At 62.3% G+C, this 17,896-nt stretch carries 21 protein-coding genes and 1 pseudogene; all 22 read right to left on the minus strand.

What is annotated here, in order from left to right:
• Positions 1-21 precede the first annotated feature (21 nt).
• Positions 22-504 (minus strand): NADH-quinone oxidoreductase subunit NuoI, encoded by a 483-nt coding sequence (gene nuoI / locus NDO55_RS04220; RefSeq protein ID WP_252112725.1) that lies wholly within the window; start codon positions 502-504, stop codon positions 22-24.
• On the minus strand, positions 501-959 hold the full coding sequence (locus NDO55_RS04225) for a hypothetical protein (protein ID WP_252112727.1): 459 nt from the start codon (positions 957-959) through the stop codon (positions 501-503). The genes nuoI and NDO55_RS04225 overlap by 4 nt, the downstream gene beginning before the upstream one ends.
• Entirely contained in the window at positions 956-2,011 is a 1,056-nt protein-coding gene (gene nuoH / locus NDO55_RS04230) for an NADH-quinone oxidoreductase subunit NuoH (protein ID WP_252112729.1), read from the minus strand. Before nuoH ends, NDO55_RS04225 begins: the two co-directional genes overlap by 4 nt.
• Positions 2,008-4,023 (minus strand): NADH-quinone oxidoreductase subunit NuoG, encoded by a 2,016-nt coding sequence (gene nuoG, locus NDO55_RS04235; RefSeq protein WP_252112731.1) that lies wholly within the window; start codon positions 4,021-4,023, stop codon positions 2,008-2,010. The genes nuoH and nuoG overlap by 4 nt, the downstream gene beginning before the upstream one ends.
• A 130-nt stretch (positions 4,024-4,153) precedes the next feature.
• Positions 4,154-4,987, minus strand: coding sequence for a hypothetical protein (locus NDO55_RS04240; protein ID WP_252112733.1), 834 nt, complete (start codon positions 4,985-4,987; stop codon positions 4,154-4,156).
• 14 nt (positions 4,988-5,001) lie between these two features.
• The gene (locus NDO55_RS04245) at positions 5,002-5,775 is read right to left on the minus strand and encodes a hypothetical protein (protein ID WP_252112735.1); all 774 of its coding nucleotides are present in this window, start codon (positions 5,773-5,775) and stop codon (positions 5,002-5,004) included.
• Between the two features lie 181 nt (positions 5,776-5,956).
• Positions 5,957-6,841, minus strand: a complete 885-nt coding sequence (locus tag NDO55_RS04250) for a hypothetical protein (RefSeq protein ID WP_252112737.1) — start codon at positions 6,839-6,841, stop codon at positions 5,957-5,959.
• Between the two features lie 190 nt (positions 6,842-7,031).
• On the minus strand, positions 7,032-7,733 hold the full coding sequence (locus NDO55_RS04255) for a hypothetical protein (protein ID WP_252112739.1): 702 nt from the start codon (positions 7,731-7,733) through the stop codon (positions 7,032-7,034).
• Between the two features lie 123 nt (positions 7,734-7,856).
• Entirely contained in the window at positions 7,857-8,534 is a 678-nt protein-coding gene (locus NDO55_RS04260; RefSeq protein ID WP_252112741.1) for a hypothetical protein, read from the minus strand.
• A gap of 73 nt (positions 8,535-8,607) precedes the next feature.
• A complete protein-coding gene (locus tag NDO55_RS04265; RefSeq protein WP_252112743.1) occupies positions 8,608-8,847 on the minus strand; it encodes a hypothetical protein in 240 nt (79 codons plus the stop codon).
• Entirely contained in the window at positions 8,844-10,151 is a 1,308-nt protein-coding gene (gene nuoF, locus NDO55_RS04270; RefSeq protein WP_252112745.1) for an NADH-quinone oxidoreductase subunit NuoF, read from the minus strand. The genes NDO55_RS04265 and nuoF overlap by 4 nt, the downstream gene beginning before the upstream one ends.
• On the minus strand, positions 10,151-10,297 hold the full coding sequence (locus NDO55_RS04275; RefSeq protein WP_252112747.1) for a hypothetical protein: 147 nt from the start codon (positions 10,295-10,297) through the stop codon (positions 10,151-10,153). Before NDO55_RS04275 ends, nuoF begins: the two co-directional genes overlap by 1 nt.
• Positions 10,297-10,962: a complex I 24 kDa subunit family protein gene (locus NDO55_RS04280; RefSeq protein WP_252112749.1), complete on the minus strand. Its 666-nt coding sequence runs from the start codon at positions 10,960-10,962 to the stop codon at positions 10,297-10,299. The genes NDO55_RS04275 and NDO55_RS04280 overlap by 1 nt, the downstream gene beginning before the upstream one ends.
• Complete coding sequence (locus NDO55_RS04285) at positions 10,962-12,194, minus strand: NADH-quinone oxidoreductase subunit D (protein ID WP_252115530.1); 1,233 nt, start codon at positions 12,192-12,194, stop codon at positions 10,962-10,964. Before NDO55_RS04285 ends, NDO55_RS04280 begins: the two co-directional genes overlap by 1 nt.
• A gap of 41 nt (positions 12,195-12,235) precedes the next feature.
• Complete coding sequence (locus tag NDO55_RS04290) at positions 12,236-13,108, minus strand: NADH-quinone oxidoreductase subunit C (protein ID WP_252112751.1); 873 nt, start codon at positions 13,106-13,108, stop codon at positions 12,236-12,238.
• Positions 13,105-13,569: pseudogene (locus NDO55_RS04295) on the minus strand (NuoB/complex I 20 kDa subunit family protein); the annotation flags it as partial. The pseudogene NDO55_RS04295 and the gene NDO55_RS04290, both read right to left, overlap by 4 nt.
• A gap of 122 nt (positions 13,570-13,691) precedes the next feature.
• Entirely contained in the window at positions 13,692-14,069 is a 378-nt protein-coding gene (gene ndhC / locus NDO55_RS04300) for an NADH-quinone oxidoreductase subunit A (RefSeq protein ID WP_252112753.1), read from the minus strand.
• Positions 14,070-14,157: 88 nt separating this feature from the next.
• Positions 14,158-14,970 (minus strand): inositol monophosphatase family protein, encoded by an 813-nt coding sequence (locus NDO55_RS04305; RefSeq protein ID WP_252112755.1) that lies wholly within the window; start codon positions 14,968-14,970, stop codon positions 14,158-14,160.
• Positions 14,971-14,975: 5 nt separating this feature from the next.
• The gene (locus NDO55_RS04310) at positions 14,976-15,536 is read right to left on the minus strand and encodes a DUF302 domain-containing protein (protein ID WP_252112757.1); all 561 of its coding nucleotides are present in this window, start codon (positions 15,534-15,536) and stop codon (positions 14,976-14,978) included.
• Positions 15,536-16,099 carry an elongation factor P gene (gene efp / locus NDO55_RS04315; protein WP_252112759.1) on the minus strand — a complete coding sequence of 188 codons (564 nt, stop codon included), beginning with the start codon at positions 16,097-16,099 and terminating at the stop codon, positions 15,536-15,538. Before efp ends, NDO55_RS04310 begins: the two co-directional genes overlap by 1 nt.
• 80 nt (positions 16,100-16,179) lie before the next feature.
• Positions 16,180-16,848, minus strand: coding sequence for a thiamine phosphate synthase (gene thiE / locus NDO55_RS04320; RefSeq protein ID WP_252112761.1), 669 nt, complete (start codon positions 16,846-16,848; stop codon positions 16,180-16,182).
• A gap of 33 nt (positions 16,849-16,881) precedes the next feature.
• Complete coding sequence (locus NDO55_RS04325) at positions 16,882-17,775, minus strand: fructose bisphosphate aldolase (RefSeq protein WP_252112763.1); 894 nt, start codon at positions 17,773-17,775, stop codon at positions 16,882-16,884.
• Positions 17,776-17,896 lie beyond the last annotated feature (121 nt).

Genomic DNA, 17,896 nt, shown 5'->3' on the forward strand with positions numbered 1-17,896 from the left:
CCTGGTCGTTTCGTCGGCGCGTTAGCGATAGGCTGCATCGGCGGCAAGGTTGGCGGCAATCGCCTGTTCCCACTTGTCGCCATTCTCGAGAAGCTTGGCCTTGTCGTAGAGCAGTTCCTCGCGCGTTTCGGTCGCAAATTCGAGGTTGGGCCCTTCGACGATGGCATCGACCGGGCAGGCCTCCTGGCACAGCCCGCAATAGATGCACTTCACCATGTCGATGTCGTAGCGCGTCGTGCGGCGCGAGCCGTCATCGCGCGGTTCGGCCTCGATGGTGATGGCCTGCGCCGGGCAGATTGCCTCGCACAGCTTGCACGCAATGCAGCGCTCTTCCCCGTTTGGATAGCGACGCAGCGCATGCTCACCGCGAAAGCGCGGGCTCATCGGCGTCTTCTCGTACGGATAGTTGATGGTCGCCTTGGGCTTGAAGAAATATTTGAGGGTCAGCAGGTGCGCCCCCAAAAATTCCCACAGCGAAAAGGCTTTCAGCGCACGCGCAATCATTCTGAGTCACCTTCTTGGGCAAAGGTCCAATCGGACTTGCAATTTGCCTTGGCTACCAGTCGCTCCGGCAAGGATGCATCATGCGGCGTCGCCTGCGTGAGGACACCGACGCTGCGCGCATTGGGCAAGAGGACGAAATCGAGCCGCATGGTGGGCTCATCGTCGAAACGGAAGCGCAGGCTGTAGCGCCGATGCGTTTCGCTTGCCGAAACAAGCCACATGTAGCGACGGCCGGCGAGCGGCGATTCCTGCAAGGTCGACACGTCGAGCGGCAGGCCGAAATCGGGCGAATGTTCGGCCGGGAATGTCGGCGCGATACCTTCGACACGAACGCTCTGCCCGTCGATCACCATCGAGCATTGAAAGTCGACGCCCGGAACAGGCGGCGCGCCAGGATTGGCCCGCCCTACCATGGCTGGCTGCATCGCGAGTGACAAAGCGATCGCGCTGATCACAGCATGCCTCCCTCATAGCGGGTCAGCATGAGCCAGCCCGAGACGAGAACGACGAAGAAAATCGAGAGCGGCAGGAAGATCTTCCACCCGAGCCGCATCAGCTGGTCGTAGCGATAGCGCGGCACGGTCGCCTTCACCCACCCGAAAATGAAGAAGAAGATCCCGATCTTGAGGAAGAGCCAGAGGATGCCCGGGATCGCATAGAGCGGCGCCCAGTCGATCGGCGGCAGGAACCCGCCCCAGAAGAGCAGCGCATTCAGCGCGCACATCAAAAGCACGTTGGCATATTCGCCGAGCCAGAAGAGCGCGAAGCTCATCGAGCTATATTCCGTCTGGTGACCCGCGACGAGTTCGCTTTCCGCTTCAACGAGGTCGAACGGCGTACGGAACGTCTCGGCCATCGAGCTGATGAGGAAGACCACCGCCATCGGGAACAGGATCGGGCTGAAGCCGAAGCCGTTCAGGAAGCCGAGCACGAGACCCTGCTGCGCCAGCACGATCTCGGTGAGGTTGAAGGTGCCGGCCCACAGCACGACGCCGATGATGACAAAGCCGAGGCTGACCTCGTAGCTCACCATCTGCGCGGCGGCGCGAAGCGCGGAGAAGAAGGGATATTTGGAGTTGGACGCCCAGCCCGCAATGATCACGCCGTAGACGCCGATCGACCCGATCGCGAGAATGTAGAGCAGGCCGATATTGAGATCGGCGAGCACGACGCCGACATCGAACGGCACCACCGCCCAGACCAACAGCGCGATCGTGAAAGTGATGATCGGCGCGATGAGGAAGAGCGCCTTGTTTGCGCTCGATGGGATAATGGTTTCCTTGAGGAAGACCTTGATGCCGTCGGCGAAGCTTTGCAGCAGCCCGAACGGACCGACCACGTTAGGCCCCTTGCGCAGCGCCATCGCCGCCCAGAGCTTGCGCTCGGCGTAGATGACCATCGCCACCGCGAACATCAGCGGGAAAGCGATGAGCAGGATGCCCGACAGGTGCGCGAAAAACCACGCCCAGCCATCGCTCATGCCCAGATTCTGGAAGAAAGCGGTCATTCCGCGGCCTCCGCAATGTCTTCGCCATGGACCAGTTCGGCCGAGCAGCGGCGCATGGTCGGGCTGTGGCGGCAGATCGGGTTGGTGAGGTAATAATCGGCGATCGGATAGCTGATTGCCCCCTCGCCCTTCGGTTCGATCTTGGTCGGGCTGAAGGGCAGGTCAACGATCACCCCGTCATCCACGCCCAGCATCGGCACGTCCTTGACCATCGCAGCGCGAAGCTGACCAAAATTGTCAAATTTCAACGGCTTGCCGAGAATATCGGACACAGCGCGGAAGATCGACCAGTCCTCGCGGGCATCGCCCGGGGCGAAGACGGCCTTCTCGCTGCGCTGCACGCGGCCCTCGATATTGACGTAGGTGCCGTGCTTTTCCGCAGGCGCCGCGCCCGGAAGGACGAGGTCCGCCTGCGCTGCGCCCTTGTCGCCATGATGGCCAACATAGACCTTGAAGGCTTTTGGGAAGGCATCGGCGGAAACTTCGTCGGCGCCCAGCAGGAGGACCAGCTTGGGCTTGGCGTCAATGATGTCGTTGAGGCCGCCCGGCTGCGCATAGCCGAGCATCAGCCCCGCCATCCGGCTCGCCGCAGTGTGGAGGACGTTATAGCCCTTCCAGCCATCACGCATGACATTGAGGCTGTGCGCTGCGGCATGGGCATCGCCCTGCCCGCCAGCGGCCAGCACGGCCGGACCGGTGATGAAGACAGGGCGTTCGGCCTTCTCGAACACCTCGACCACGGCCTTGGGCAGGTTGGTCAGCGTCTTGAGGTCCTCGCCCATCCACTCGACCTTGTAGCCGAGATCGGTTTCGGGCCCGACGGCGTAAATCTTGGCGCCGCGGCGGAAGGCCTTGCGGACACGCGTGTTCACCAGCGGCGCTTCCCAGCGCAGGTTCGTGCCAGCCAGGAAAATGGCGTCGGCATTCTCGATCTCCGCAATCGGGGTCGAGAAACGCACCGTGGCGAGATCCGACACGTCATAGTCCATGCCGGTCTGACGACCTTCGAACAGCTTGCCGCGCTGCTGCTTCAGAAGTGCGTGGGCGGCATACATGGTCTCGGCGTCGACAAGATCGCCGGAAATCGCCGCGACCTTGGTCTTCGCTTCTGAAAGCTTGCCGGCGAAGAGATGCAGCGCCTCGCCCCAATCGGCGGCGCGCAGCTTGCCATTTTCGCGAATCCACGGACGGTCGAGGCGACCGCGCACCAGCGCATCGACATGGTGGCGCGCCTTGTCCGAGATCCATTCCTCATTCACGTCATCGTTGATGCGCGGCAGGATGCGCATGACCTGGCGGCCGCGCACATCCATGCGGATGTTCGAACCGACCGCGTCCATGACGTCGATGCCCGGCACCTTTTTCAATTCCCATGGACGCGCTTCGAAGCTGTAGGGCTTCGACAGCAGGGCGCCAACGGGGCAGAGATCGTGGAGGTTACCCGAAAGCTCGGACTGCAGCGCGCTCTCGAGATAGGTCGTGATCTCGCTATCCTCGCCGCGGAAATACATGCCAAGCTCGGCCTTGCCGGCCACTTCTTCGGCAAAGCGCACGCAGCGGGTGCACTGGATGCAACGGGTCATCGCCGTCTTGACGATGGGGCCCATATACTTGTCTTCGACCGCACGCTTGTTTTCATCGAAACGGGTGTAGCCGCGGCCATAGGCCATGGCCTCGTCCTGCAGGTCGCATTCGCCGCCCTGGTCGCAGATCGGGCAATCCAGCGGGTGGTTGATGAGGAGAAACTCCATCACCCCTTCGCGCGCCTTCTTGACCATCGGCGTGTCGGTGCGAATTTCCTGGCCCTCGGCAGCCGGCAGCGCACAGCTGGCCTGCGGCTTAGGCGGACCCGGCTTCACTTCGACGAGACACATGCGGCAATTGCCGGCAATGCTCAGCCGCTCATGATAGCAGAAACGGGGGATTTCCTTGCCTGCCAGCTCGCAGGCTTGCAGGACGGTGGCACCGTCCGGGACTTCCAGTTCAACGCCGTCGACTTTGACTGTTGGCATGCTCGTTCCGCTTTGCATTAACGGCGCGCGGAACGGGGTCCCGCGCGCAATGGCGCCTCTTTGTCCGAGGCGCGCGCCAGATGCAACCCGTCAGGCGGGATTTCAGGCCTTTAAAGGGTGAAAAATTGCCCTATTCGTCGGCCGACGCGGCCAGCGGACCGAGCTCATTCCACTTGAACAGCGCCACGGCGAGCGAGGTACGCTGGTAGATGGGCTCCATCTTCGGCCGTTCCGACAAGCCGCATTCCGGCGTGTTGGCATAGAGCAGTTCGAGCGCGGCGCGCTCTTCCTTACTGTCCGGCGAGGTGAAGAGAACGTCATAGGCAAGGCCCGGCGAATAGACGACGGCGCATCGTGCGACCGTGTTGATATCGCTCTCGGGCTCGGGGCCGAAGACGAAGTCGGCGGCGCGCGCCGTATCCACCCCCTCAGCGCGCAGCGGGGGCTGCGGCAAGGCATTGACGACCAGCATTTCGGCGAGCGCGGCATTGACCATATAGACGGGCGCAGCGCGCTGGGCGCTGTTGACGCACTGGGCGTGACGGCCCTTGAATGCCTTCATGAGGGCTTCGTAATCGGGCTCGGCACTGACATCGACATAGGAAACCGCATCCTCGCCCACGCTGGCAAGCGCGCACTGCGCCATATAGCCTGCATGCCCGTAGCGGTCGCGAACGCTATTCTTGTTCTGCTCGCGCAGCAGGTAGAGCAGCTGCCAGTCGATCGTGCCGTCCTCGTCATTCTGCTGGACGGCATAGAATTCGTCGGGACGCTCGGGATCGCGGCTACCGCGATTGCCGGGGTCGGAAGGCCGCTCGCCGCTGATGACGATCGGCGCCTCTTCCTCGTCGCCCCCGGCAGGCGGGGCTTCCTGCGCCATGGCGCTTCCCGTTCCCGCGCTGACCGAAAGGATGGCTGCAAGGGCGGCGATACCGGCACGGCCGGCGGAAACGGAAATCGTCATGTCGAAATTACTCCTTAGGTCAGCCGTACCCACTGTGACAGGCTGTGGCTGAGCGCAATACGCTGATAAAGCGTCGACGCATCGGGGCTTTCCGACAAACCGCATTGCGGCATCGACGCATAGAGGGCGTCGAGGCGAGCGGCCTCTTCCTCATTGCTCTCGGCCAGATCGCTGTCGAGGTACGTCCGCACCGCGCGCGCATTGTTGGCAACCAGGCAACGCGACACCATTTCGATGCTCGCCTCTTCCTCGTCACCCGCGACATAATCGCGCGCAAGGTCGGGATCGACCATTGCGGTACGGCGCTCGAGGCGCACCGCCTTGTGCGCCATCGCGGCGTGGAGGAAATCGGCCGGGACACTATAGGCCATGGTGTCGACACAGACGCCGTGATTCTTGCGGATCTCGCGGACCATCTTTTCATAGTCACCCGTGTCGCCGATCAGGACATATTCCATCATCCCCGCACCCTTGGAGGCGGCAACGCAATCGGCGACATTGATGGCCTGGCGATAAAGCTGCGCCGAGGTGCGATACTCTTCGCCATTGAAGCGCGTGCTGAGCCAGGCAATTTCGAGATAGCGATTCTGCACCCGACCACGCTCGCCCGAAAAGGCGTTGGGCGCCGGGGGCACGCGAACCTGAAGCGACGGATTGGGCGTGAACAGGCTGCCGCTATTGCGGGTCGGTGTATTGGTCTGCCCGTTGGAGTTGGACTGCGCCATGGCAGGCGTTGCCAGCCCCAGCGAAACGACGGCCGCAGTCGCGGCGAGCGCAAGTTTCTTCATTACTATACCCCTTTACTTGGCCATTGCGTCATGCCCGAGCAGGCAAAGACGGTCGGCTCCGTCCCGAACGCGCAACAACATGGCGAGATCGATGATCTTGCTAACATAGATGAAGACAATGCGACTGAACATTTTCTGAACGGAGGTTCAGAAAGCGCCAACTTCCGCCATTCCGGACGATTTACTCGTCTTCGACTTCGACCGTCCCGTAGCGGTTCGTGCCCCAGTAATAGAGCCCCCCAGCCACCGCAACGCGTTGGAAAATGGGGTCAATATCTTCAGGACTTTCCTCGAGCCCGCACGATTGGGCGGAGCGATAAAGGCTGTTCAGCGCCTGCAATTCTGCATCCGTCCCTGGCTCGCTTTCGAGTACGCCCAGCGACCTTGCTGGCGACAGGATCGCGACACAGCGCCCGATAGCGTCGACATCGACCTCGCCATCGCCCTCGATAAAGGCCTGGGCTTGCGCGACTGGAACGCTGCCAAGCCCGAAGCGCATCGTGTCCATGCCGTTGAGGACCAGCAATTCCATCAACGCGGCATTGAGGACTTCGCCCGGAACGGTCGCAGATTCGTCGGTGACGCAGCTGCGATGCCTGCGGGCCAGGCCGTTGGCGAGGCGTTCGAACTTCTCGTCCTCGAGCATTGCCCCACCGACCAGTTGATCGGTCTCCTCGCCTGCCCTTCGATGAAGGCACTGTGCCACACGCTGCGCCTCCTGCCACATCTTGATGCGGTTTGCGGGCGTGCCCATCGCGGCTTCCATCTGCCGCAGGTAGAATTCGCGTTCGAACGTCTCGGCATTGGGACGGCGATCCGAATAGCCCGGACAATTATCGCCCGTACAAGGCGGTTCGAAGCCACCGCCCGGATTGCCAATCGGGCGCTCGGGCGGAGGCGGCGGTGTCGGAGTGGGGGTTGGCGTGGGCGTGGGCTGGTTGAAGGCGGATGCAGACTGTCGCTCGACTGCCAATTCGACATCCTTGCCGTCGGCATAAGCAAATGCCGACGTGGCCATGGTGGCCGACACCATTCCGAAAAGCGCAGCTGCCGTAAACTCCTTCATCTCATTCCCCTCTTCTTGTCAGGCGACCATAGCATGGTCCGCGATGGAGCGCTTGGTCAGGTGAACGCCAAGTGAATATGCACGCCCTTTCCGCCGGAAACTGCCATTTCCGAAGCAAATAGAAGAAAGCGGCGACGCTCCCGATGGAACGCCGCCGCCTCGATCTTCAATGCAGGTTGGTGAGCGGGACCTAGCTGTCCTGCATCATCCGCCACGCATAGAGCCCTTCGACCATCGCACGGCGCTGGACCATGTCTTCGATCTCGGGACGTTCGCTGACGCCGCACTGGGGCGCTGACTGATAAGCAGCCTGCAGCGCATCCTTTTCGGCATCGCTGTTCGACTCGGTGTCCATCACGCGAACGATGCTGGCGGGCGCCAGGACCGCAATGCAGCGACCGACCTTGTCGATCGGCAGGTCATCGTCACCGCCGACGATGAAGGCCTGCGCGGCCGCCATGTCGGTGACCGGCTTGGGCGTGACCATTTCCTCGCGCTTGGCAAGGACGATGGTTTCGACGAGCGCGAGACCGACATAATCGATCGGAAGGCCGCTCGATTCCTCGGTCATGCACTGGCGATACTTGCGGCTGAGTGCGCCGTTGAGCGCGTCATAATCCTCGTCATCGGTCAGCTCGCCGCCAACCAGATCCATGGCTTCGTCGCCAGCCTGGCGCTGGACGCAACTGGCAACCATCTTCGAACGCTCGAAGACATTGGCCGATTCACCCGACTCGCCCATCGTCTTGCGGGCTTCGAATTCCTTCTCGAAATATTGCGCATTGGGGCGCAGCGAATTGCCGTCAGGCTGGGCCTGCGCGTGAGCGGCGGTCGCGCCGAACGTCATGGCAGCGCCCACCATCGCGGTGCGCAGCAAAATGGTCTTGATCATCGGGTGTCTCCCCTCGTCCCTCGGTAAACTCAACAATGCGTCATGCTGGTATAGCATAAGCTGGGCGCCATCGGCTTTCGACGGGCAAAACTGTCAGGCCGATGAACGACCGACGAATGTCCGCTAGCGGTTGCTCCAGAGCCACAGTCCGACGGCCAGCGCCGATCGCTGGTAGATTTCGGGAATGGCTTCGGGGCGTTCACGCAGCCCGCATTCTGGCGTCGCAGCATAGAGCGCGTCGAGCGCATCTTCCTCGGCATCCGACCCCGCCTCGGTCATCAGCACCTGAATGACGAAGCCCGGCGAGAAGACCGCAGCGCAGCGCCCGACGTTCTCCATGCCCGACTGGCCGCGCTGGGGCTGGTAGAAGCTTTGCGCCTGCGCTGCGTTCACATTGGCCGCGCGCGGCACCCAGTCACGATTTTGCGACAACAGCAAACGCTCGGCCAGCGCGCCATTGACGAAATAGGGATGCAGACCCCGCGCTCGCGGAGTCTTGCACTGCGCATAGGTCACGGTGACGCCGCGCATCAGCCGCGCATATTCGGCATCGTTGGTGCCCGGACCGCCGATCAGGCCGCCGGCACTGTTGCCGCCCGCCCGCACCAGGCAGTCCGCCAGCGTACCCGCCGCACGAACCATCCCTGCCGCACCGGCAGGGTCATCAAGCAGGTTTGACAGACTGAGATCGGACGCAAAATAGCTGCGGTCTATGTCCGCTTCACCGGCAGGCTGGGCAGCCGAAGGCGCCGCCAGCATCGCTGCCGTCACCAGACCAAGACCCATATTACGCAAACGCATGCATATTCTCCCTTCGGAATCCTCCGAATGGTCGGCTTTCTAGCCGGTCAATGCAAGCTGCAGGATGAACGGATTATTCGGCTGTGGGCAACTCGGCCAGCGCGTCGAACAGGTTCTTCATGCTGAATTCCGCGACTTCGACCGGGCAGAGCGCGAAAGCTGCCATCAGCGACGCTTCGAATGTGTCCTGGCTATCCGCATCTCGGATCGCGGTCGCAGCGTCCATGTCCTTCTCGGCCACGCACGCAACGAATGCGGCCTCCGGCGTGACGTCCTGGAAAGCAAGCGACAGCGCGATCAGCGAAGCAATCACTCGGCAGCGGCCCGCTCTTCATCGCCATGTTCGGCGATACGGCGCTCCAGCTCGGGGCGGAAGTGACGGATGAGGCCCTGGATGGGCCATGCCGCTGCATCGCCAAGCGCGCAGATGGTATGGCCCTCGACTTGCTTGGTGACGTCGTAGAGACGGTCGATCGCGCCGATATCGGCATCGCCCTCAACCAGCTTCTCCATGGTGCGCCACATCCAGCCCGTGCCTTCGCGGCACGGCGTGCACTGGCCGCAGCTTTCATGCTTGTAGAAGTACGAAATCCGGCTGATCGCCTTCACGATATCGGTCGACTTGTCCATGACGATGACCGCCGCGGTACCAAGGCCCGAGCCCTGCTCCTTGAGGCCGTCGAAATCCATCGGGCAGTCCATGATGTCCTTGGCCGGGACCAGCGGGACGGACGAGCCGCCCGGGATCACCGCCAAGAGGTTGTCCCAACCGCCGGTGATGCCGCCGCAATGCTTTTCAATGAGCTCGCGGAACGGGATGCTCATCGCTTCCTCGACCACGCAGGGCTTTTCGACATGGCCCGAAATCTGGAACAGCTTGGTGCCGTGGTTGTTCTCGCGACCGAAGCTCTTGAACCAGGCAGCGCCGCGACGAAGGATCGTCGGGACGACCGCGATCGATTCCACATTGTTCACGGTCGTCGGGCAGCCATAGAGGCCCGCACCCGCCGGGAAAGGCGGCTTGAGGCGCGGCTGACCCTTCTTGCCCTCGAGACTTTCGAGCATCGCGGTCTCTTCGCCGCAAATGTAAGCCCCTGCCCCGCGGTGCAGGAACAGGTCGAAATCATAGCCCGAGCCGCAGGCATTCTTGCCGATCAGGCCCGCTTCATAGGCTTCGTCGATGGCGCGCTGCATGGCAGCGGCCTCGGCGATATATTCGCCGCGAATATAGATGTAGGCCGCCCGCGCGCGCATCGCGAAGCTGCTGATCAGCGCGCCTTCGACCAGCTTGTGCGGGTCGTGCCGGATGATCTCGCGGTCCTTGCATGATCCGGGCTCGGATTCGTCGGCATTGATCACGAGGAAGTTGGGACGGCCGGGCGTCGGCTGCTTGGGCATGAAGCCCCACTTCACGCCAGTCGGAAAGCCCGCACCACCGCGGCCGCGCAGGCCTGAATCCTTAACCTCTTCGATGATCGCATCGGGATCGCGCTTCAGGAGCGCCTTGGTATCGTCCCAGTCACCACGCGCCTGCGCTTCCTTCAGCCCCGGGCTCTGGAAGCCATAGACGTTGGTGAAGATGCGATCCTTGTCGGTGATGCTAGTGATGCCGTTCATCACTTCTTCTCCAGCAATTTCGTCGCGCCGAGATACACGCCGGCAGCGAGTGCGACCCCGATGAGGAGGCCGAACAGATTTTTGAGGATCGAGAAGGCCAGCAGGATGATGATGATCCCGGCGATGATCTTGACGACGTTCTGCATTACCACTGACCCCGATAGTCGTAGTTGCGCTCGGTCATTTTCTTGAGCGTCGTCGGGCCACCCGCAGGTTCCGACGAGGTGCGGCCGACCTGGCTGCCGACCTTGGGCTTCTCGCCCTTTGCCAGCGCATCGAGAATCTTGGTCGTGCTTTCCTCGGTCAAATCCTCGTAATTATCATCGTTCACCTGCATCATCGGTGCGTTGGCGCAGGTGCCCATGCATTCGACCTCGGTCAGCGTGAACAGACCGTCCTCGGTTGTGTGGCCCTTCTTCATGCCCTTGGCCTTGCAGGCCTTCATGACATCGTCCGACCCGCGCAGCATGCACGGCGTCGTGCCGCACACCTGGACGTGGTATTTCCCGACGGGGACGAGATTGTACATGGTGTAGAAGCTCGCCACTTCCATCACCCGCACCACTGGCATGTCGAGCGCCGTCGCAACGAACTCGATCACCGGAATGGGCAGCCAGCCTTGCGTATCGGTCATCCGCCCGACCTGCCGCTGGGCCAGGTCGAGGAAGGGCAGGCAAGCCGACGCCTGCCGACCCGCCGGATATTTGGCGAGGATCTTGTCGGCTTCAGGCTGCGCGACATCGTCCCACGCAAAACTGCCCCACTGCTGGCGCAGCGCCTCGGTATCGGCTGCAAAATGACGACCGGCCATTAGCGATCACACTCCCCGAACACCACGTCGATGGCCGACAGCACCGCGGTGGTGTCCGCCAGCATGTGGCCCTTCATCATGAAATCCATCGCCTGCAAATGGCTGAACGCGGTCGGCCGGATCTTGCAGCGATAGGGTTTGTTGGTACCGTCGGCGACGAGGTAGACGCCGAATTCGCCCTTGGGGCTTTCGGTCGCGACATACACCTCGCCGGCGGGCACGTGATAGCCCTCAGTATAGAGCTTGAAGTGGTGGATCAGCGCTTCCATCGACTGCTTCATCTCCGCGCGCTTGGGCGGGAAGACCTTGCGGTCGAGGCTGCCGATCGGGCCGACTGGCATTTCCTTGAGGCACTGGCGCATGATACGGGCCGACTGGCGCACTTCCTCGACACGGACCATGAAGCGGTCGTAGCAATCGCCATTGGTGCCGACCGGCACGTCGAATTCCATGCGGTCATAGACTTCGTAGGGCTGCGACTTGCGCAGGTCCCACGGAATGCCAGACGCGCGGATCATCGGGCCGCTAAAGCCCCAGGCCAGCGCATCTTCCTTGCTGACGACGCCGATATCGACGTTGCGCTGCTTGAAGATGCGGTTGTCGGCGACCAGGCTGATCGCATCCTCGAAAAGCTGAAGGCGCGTATCGAGCCACTCGCCCATTTCGGCGAGCACGCTTTCGGGAATGTCCTGGTGGACACCGCCGACGCGGAAATAGTTGGCATGCATGCGCGCGCCCGACACCTTCTCGTAGAACTGCATCGTGTCTTCGCGCACTTCGAACAGCCACAGGTTGGGCGTCATCGCGCCCACGTCCATGACGTGACTGCCGAGGTTGAGCATGTGGTTGGAGATGCGCGTCAGCTCGGCCATCAGAACGCGGATATATTGCGCGCGCAGCGGCACTTCGAGGCCCATCAGCTTCTCGACCGCGAGCACGTAGCTATGCTCCATGCACATGGGCGAGCAATAATCGAGTCGATCGAAATAAGGCAGCGCCTGCGCGTAGGTCTTGTACTCGATTAGTTTCTCGGTGCCGCGGTGGAGCAGGCCGACGTGCGGATCAACGCGCTCGACGATTTCGCCGTCCAGCTCCATGATCAGGCGCAGCACGCCGTGCGCCGCAGGGTGCTGCGGGCCGAAATTGATCGTGTAGTTCTGGATCGTGTCGTCACCGGCCGTATCGGGCTGGTCGAGATGCACGCCATGCTCGCGCGTGGCGTCGAACTCCATCGCACGCTCGTCGGGGAAAGTCTGGATTTCGACCTTGGTCGTCATTCGCCCTTCTCCTCACGCGGCTTGGCCGGCGTGTCTCCGCGCGTTTCGGGCGCGTCCGTATCGGTATCCTTGCCGCCCGCATGGTCGGCCTTGTCGGCAGCGCTGTCGCGTGCTTCTTCCTTGGCCTTCTCGTTGGTCGGCTTGCCCGCGCCCGTGTCCGAAGGCTTTTCGGTCACCTTGGGGCTTGGCGGCGGTGCTTTGGGGTCGACCTTCTCAGCCGTAGGCGCCTTGGCCGGCGTCTGCGCGCCGGGCGCATTACCCTCGGCCTTTTCATCACCCGGCAGGCGATATTCGGCGCCTTCCCAGGGCGATAGGAAATCGAAGGTACGGAAATCCTGCGCCAGGCTCACCGGCTCGTACACGACCCGCTTCTCGGCTTCGGAATAACGCAGCTCGACATGGCCCGTCATCGGGAAATCCTTGCGCAGCGGATGCCCCTCGAAGCCGTAGTCGGTGAGAATGCGGCGCAAATCGGGATTGCCCGCAAAGTCGACGCCAAAAAGGTCGAACACTTCGCGCTCGAGCCAGCCAGCCACCGGCCACAGGTCGACGATGCTGGGCACCGGCGTCTTGGCATCGGTTGTCACCTTCACGCGGACGCGATGGTTATGCGTCACCGACAGCAGGTGGTAATTGACGTCGAACCGCTCGGCCCGCTCGGGATAGTCCGCGCCGGCAATTTCCATCAGCTGTTGATAGCCATATTCATCGCGCAGCAGGCCCAGCGCCGCGACCAGCGCATCGCGCGTCACTGTAAGCGTCAATTCACCGACATGGTCCTTGGTCTCGACAAGGCCCTTGCCGATGGCTTTCTTGAAGCCATCGAGAAAATCGTCGCGCGCTTCAATCTTGGGGAAGGACAGGCTCATCGCTCGATCGTCCCCTCGCGGCGGATTTTTCGCTGCAACTGCATGATGCCGTAGAGCAAGGCTTCCGCGGTCGGCGGGCAGCCCGGCACATAGACATCGACCGGCACGACGCGGTCGCAACCGCGAACGACGCTGTAGCTATAGTGATAATAGCCGCCGCCATTGGCGCAGCTGCCCATCGAGATGACGTAGCGCGGCTCGCTCATCTGATCGTAAACCTTGCGCAGCGCCGGGGCCATCTTGTTGCAGAGCGTGCCCGCGACGATCATCACGTCGCTCTGGCGCGGACTCGCGCGCGGCGCCGCACCGAAGCGCTCGAGGTCGTAGCGCGGCATGTTCACATGGATCATTTCGACCGCGCAGCAAGCGAGACCGAACGTCATCCACCACAGCGAGCCGGTGCGCGCCCACTTGAACAGCTCTTCGGTCGAGGTGACAAGGAAGCCCTTCTCATCGAGCTCCTTCTGCATTTCCTCGAACTTCTGGCGGGTCGCCTCGTCAATCTCGGGCAAGTTTTCCGGCACGCCCGGTTCCAGACCCTTGATACGGGCAATGTCCTGCTCGGTCGGACGCGGAGTGTAGGTTACTCCCATTCCAGCGCTCCCTTTTGCCAGGCGTAGACAAGGCCCAGCGTCAATTCGGTGAGGAAGATCATCATCGCAATCCAGCTCGCCCAACCGGTCCCCATCAGGGTCACGGCCCACGGAAACAGGAAGGCGGCTTCAAGATCGAAGATGATGAAGAGGATCGCGACTAGGTAGAAACGCACGTCGAACTGGTCGCGGCTATCCTCGAAGGCGGGGAAACCGCATTCATATTCGGACAGCTTTTCGGGGTTCGGCTGATGCGCCCCCGTGACCCGGCTGATCGCCATGGGCGCGAACACGAACGCGACCGACAGCGCGAGCGCGACGGCGAGGAACAGAAGGATCGGCAGATAATCTGCGGCAACGCTTGCCAAGGGACATTCTCCGGGCGGACTTCTCGGCGCGGCTTTAGGACAGGAAACCCCTCTCCCGCAACCGCCTAAAGGACCATATTTTCACGTGCTAGCGCAGGGCGCCGGCGACCAGCTTGTGCAGCTTGCTGTGCAGTTCGCCCGAGGCGGCGAGATATTCGCGCTTCTGCCGCATGCGATCCTGGCCGCGATAGTCGGTGATGAAACCGCCCGCTTCGCGCACCAGGAGGAGGCCTGCCGACACGTCCCACAGGTCGAGATCGTCTTCCCAGAAGCCATCGAGGCGACCCGCAGCGACCCAGGCGAAATCGAGCGTTGCCGCACCGAAACGGCGGATCGCCGAGACTTCGGGGCCGATGGCGCCATAGATACGGCTCCATTTGGCCACGTCACCGCGACCCCAATGCGGCATGCCGGTACCGATCAGCGCTTCGTCGAGATTTCGACGCGCCGACACGCGCAGGCGCTGGTCCTGCAGCCAGGCACCGCGGCCCTTTTCGGCCCAGAAGCTTTCATCCGTGATCGGCTGATAGGTCAGCGCGTGGGTGATTTCGGGATCACCATTAGGCTTCTTGTCCTCAACCGAGATCGAGATGGCGAAGTGCGGGATGCCGTGCAGGAAATTCGACGTGCCATCCAGCGGATCGACGATCCAGCGCGGCTTGTCGGGATCGCCTTCGATCTCTCCCGCTTCCTCGACCAGCAGGCCCCAATCGGGACGCGCATAGCGCAGCTCGTCGATGATCGTTTCTTCGGCGCGCTTGTCGGCCATCGAGACGAAATCGGCGGGGCCTTTCTTGGACACCTGCAAATTCTCGACTTCGCCGAAATCGCGGCGCAGACGCGGCGCGGCCTTGCGCGCGGCGCGTTCCATCACGGTGATGAGACCCGAATGGGATACCATTTTCTCTATTCTTCCTTGTTGTCCGCCTCGGGCGGCTCCGGCAATTGGCCGGCGGCCGTCGTGGCCAGCATTTCCAGTGCGTCTGCGACTGCATCGAGCCGCGCATCCTCACCCTCGATGCCATGGCGCGAGGCCAGCCATACCGGGCTATTGTACGCAATCGCCACCTCGCCCTCGACCGTCTCGTAGATCGCCATGCGCTGCGGCAAGTCGAGTGCCGCCGACGGCGCGGACTTCATGAGGTGCGTGCCGACTTCGGGCTTGCCGAAGAAGATGCTGATCGCCGGCGACATGTTGAGTTCGACCGTCGCAGCATTTTCGGCGTGGTTGAGCTTGGCGACGATGGTGAAGCCATTGGCCTCGAGCGTCGCTTCAAGACGCTCCGCCGTTTCTTCGACCCCTGCGTCGCTGACGAGGGTCTGCACGCCGTTTCCGAAGCTGGCGACTTCGCCACCCTCGCTCTCGACGACTTCGACGTCCGCCGTTTCTTCTGGAGCCACGGCTTCCTCTCCACCGGAACAAGCCAGCAAGGCGAAGGACGCAATGGTGGGGAGGATGAACCGCATCAGTCGGCGCGCTTCACGTAGGTGAATTCGCCCGTGTCGACGATAACGCGGGTGCCGGCAACGATGTGCGGCGGGACCATGATCTTGACGCCATTGTCGAGCACGGCCGGCTTGTAGCTGGCGCTCGCCGTCTGGCCCTTCACGACCGCATCGGCCTCGACCACTTCGGCCTCGACATGCTGCGGCAGCTGGACGCTGATCGGTCGGCCTTCGTAGAGCTCGAGGATGACGTCCATGCCATCGGTCAGGAACGCGGCCTGATCGCCGATCAATTCCTTTTGGACGATGACCTGCTCAAAATTCTTCTTGTCCATGAAGGTCAGCTCTTCGCCATCGGCGAACAGGAACTGATAATCGTCGGTATCGAGCCGCACCTTCTCGACCGATTCTGCGGAGCGGAATCGCACGTTCGTCTTGCGGTTATCCTCGATATTCTTGAGTTCGACCTGCATGTAGGCCCCACCCTTGCCAGGCTGGGTGTGCTGGATCTTCACCGCCTTCCAGAGGCCGTTTTCATATTCGATGATATTGCCGGGACGGATATCGACAGCATTCATTTTCATGTCGAAGAATTCCTCGATGCTTGGGTCTACAAAGATATAAAGAGCGCGGAACACGCAAAGCGTTCCTTCGGGCGCTGCCCCTAGCGGTCCGCCAGGCTTCCCGCAAGGACGTCATCGAAAGCAGCGACCGCCTTGGCGACATCTTCGGCGCCCCAAACCGACTGGCTTACGGCGAGAAAATCGGCACCGGCGCGCACCAGCGGTTCGGCATTGTCCGGCGTAATTCCGCCGATCGCGACGCAGGGCAGCTCGAACAAGTTTGCCCACCAGGACAGGATGGTCGGCTCGGGCCGATGCTCGCTGGCCTTGGTCTGGCTCGGGTAGAAGCTGCCGAAGGCGACATAGTCCGCCCCCTGCTCGCCCGCCTGCATGGCAAGATGGCGGCTGGCATGGCAGGTGACGCCGATCTGCTTGGAGGGACCGAGAATGGCGCGCGCTTCCTTGGCGTTGCCGTCTCCCTGTCCGAGATGGACGCCGTCCGCTCCCAAGCGTTTGCACATGGCGACATCATCATTGACGATGAAGGCGACGTCGGCCTCGGCGCAGATTTCCTGCAGCGGTTCGGCAGCGCGCGCGAGGTCATGGCTCTTCATGCCTTTGACGCGCAGCTGGAAAGCGCTCACCCGCTCGTGCTGGACCGCATCCTTGAGACGTGCGGCAAAGTCGCCGGTCACGTCCTGCGGGCTAATAAGGTAGAGATCGCACGGATGCTCGCGCGGCGGCGGGGCATAGAAATGGGGTTCGTCCATGCGCCCCCTCTACCCCCGCATGCGCGGAAAAAGCTAGCCGTTGCAGACGCTCGCTTCGTAGATGCTGTTGATCGCACCGCTCAGCGCCGCGTCGAACTGGGCATCGTCCATGTCGGCACGAAGGTCCTGCAGCAGCGCGCGGCTGAAGCTCGCAATCATCCCGCGATTCTTGCTGAGCTTGGCATTGGCTTCGTCGCGCTCATAGCCGCCCGACAAGGCAACGACGCGGATCACACGCGGATGCGCGACCAGCGGGGCGTAGAGATCGTCTTCGACCGGCAGCGACAATTTGAGCATGACACGCTCGCCATCGGGAAGCTTGTCGAGATTGCGCAGCACGTGGCGCAGCACCAAAGCGTCGCAGTCGGCGCGGCTCTCGCTCTTCAAATTCACTTCAGGCTCGACGATCGGGACGAGGCCGTTGGCGATGATCTGGCGCGCGAACATGAACTGCTGGTCGATATTGGCGGCGATGCCCTCTTCGTTCGCTTCATGAATGACGCTGCGCATCTTGGTGCCGAACACGCCCTTTTCCTTGGCGCGCGCGCACATGCCGTCCAGTTTGGGCATCGGCTTCATCATCTGGACGCCAGCCGTCACGTCCTCGAGCCCCTTGTCGACCTTGAGGAAGGGCACGACGCCGCGTTCCCACAGCAGCTGCGGGACCGGCTTGCCGTCGGCATCGCCATCCATCGTCTTCTCGAAAAGGATCGCGCCCAGCACCTTCTTGCCGGAGAAGCTCGGCGCGGTGACGATCCGCTGGCGCATCTGGTGGATGAGGCCGAACATTTCGTCCTCGCTGCCCCAGGCATCCTCGCCGACGCCATAGGCAGCCAGCGCCTTGGGCGTCGAGCCGCCGGACTGGTCCAGCGCGGCGATGAAACCGGCGCCGCCAACCATCTGCGCCATCATTTTCGGATCGGTCATTCGGGGCTCCCCTCCCAGCACATGCATACGTATGCGAGCGCCCGTAGCCAGCGCGCTTCGAGCGCGCAACGCTGTGAACGTTCACGCCCTCATTTTGTAACTTTCGCGCTGGCCGGGCGTA

Origin of the sequence: Sphingomicrobium sediminis (genome assembly GCF_023805295.1) — a bacterium.
In the GTDB taxonomy this organism is placed as follows: Bacteria; Pseudomonadota; Alphaproteobacteria; order Sphingomonadales; family Sphingomonadaceae; genus Sphingomicrobium; species Sphingomicrobium sediminis.

Excerpts from the sequence above, each read along its gene's own strand:
- nuoI (WP_252112725.1), bottom strand. The coding sequence starts at position 504 with ATGATTGCGCGTGCGCTGAAAGCCTTTTCGCTGTGGGAATTTTTGGGG.
- nuoH (WP_252112729.1), bottom strand. The coding sequence starts at position 2,011 with ATGACCGCTTTCTTCCAGAATCTGGGCATGAGCGATGGCTGGGCGTGG.
- nuoG (WP_252112731.1), bottom strand. The coding sequence starts at position 4,023 with ATGCCAACAGTCAAAGTCGACGGCGTTGAACTGGAAGTCCCGGACGGT.
- NDO55_RS04240 (WP_252112733.1), bottom strand. The coding sequence starts at position 4,987 with ATGACGATTTCCGTTTCCGCCGGCCGTGCCGGTATCGCCGCCCTTGCA.
- NDO55_RS04245 (WP_252112735.1), bottom strand. The coding sequence starts at position 5,775 with ATGAAGAAACTTGCGCTCGCCGCGACTGCGGCCGTCGTTTCGCTGGGG.
- NDO55_RS04250 (WP_252112737.1), bottom strand. The coding sequence starts at position 6,841 with ATGAAGGAGTTTACGGCAGCTGCGCTTTTCGGAATGGTGTCGGCCACC.
- NDO55_RS04255 (WP_252112739.1), bottom strand. The coding sequence starts at position 7,733 with ATGATCAAGACCATTTTGCTGCGCACCGCGATGGTGGGCGCTGCCATG.
- NDO55_RS04260 (WP_252112741.1), bottom strand. The coding sequence starts at position 8,534 with ATGCGTTTGCGTAATATGGGTCTTGGTCTGGTGACGGCAGCGATGCTG.
- nuoF (WP_252112745.1), bottom strand. The coding sequence starts at position 10,151 with ATGAACGGCATCACTAGCATCACCGACAAGGATCGCATCTTCACCAAC.
- NDO55_RS04275 (WP_252112747.1), bottom strand. The coding sequence starts at position 10,297 with ATGCAGAACGTCGTCAAGATCATCGCCGGGATCATCATCATCCTGCTG.
- NDO55_RS04280 (WP_252112749.1), bottom strand. The coding sequence starts at position 10,962 with ATGGCCGGTCGTCATTTTGCAGCCGATACCGAGGCGCTGCGCCAGCAG.
- NDO55_RS04285 (WP_252115530.1), bottom strand. The coding sequence starts at position 12,194 with ATGGAGTTCGACGCCACGCGCGAGCATGGCGTGCATCTCGACCAGCCC.
- NDO55_RS04290 (WP_252112751.1), bottom strand. The coding sequence starts at position 13,108 with ATGAGCCTGTCCTTCCCCAAGATTGAAGCGCGCGACGATTTTCTCGAT.
- NDO55_RS04305 (WP_252112755.1), bottom strand. The coding sequence starts at position 14,970 with ATGGTATCCCATTCGGGTCTCATCACCGTGATGGAACGCGCCGCGCGC.
- NDO55_RS04310 (WP_252112757.1), bottom strand. The coding sequence starts at position 15,536 with ATGCGGTTCATCCTCCCCACCATTGCGTCCTTCGCCTTGCTGGCTTGT.
- efp (WP_252112759.1), bottom strand. The coding sequence starts at position 16,099 with ATGAAAATGAATGCTGTCGATATCCGTCCCGGCAATATCATCGAATAT.
- thiE (WP_252112761.1), bottom strand. The coding sequence starts at position 16,848 with ATGGACGAACCCCATTTCTATGCCCCGCCGCCGCGCGAGCATCCGTGC.
- NDO55_RS04325 (WP_252112763.1), bottom strand. The coding sequence starts at position 17,775 with ATGACCGATCCGAAAATGATGGCGCAGATGGTTGGCGGCGCCGGTTTC.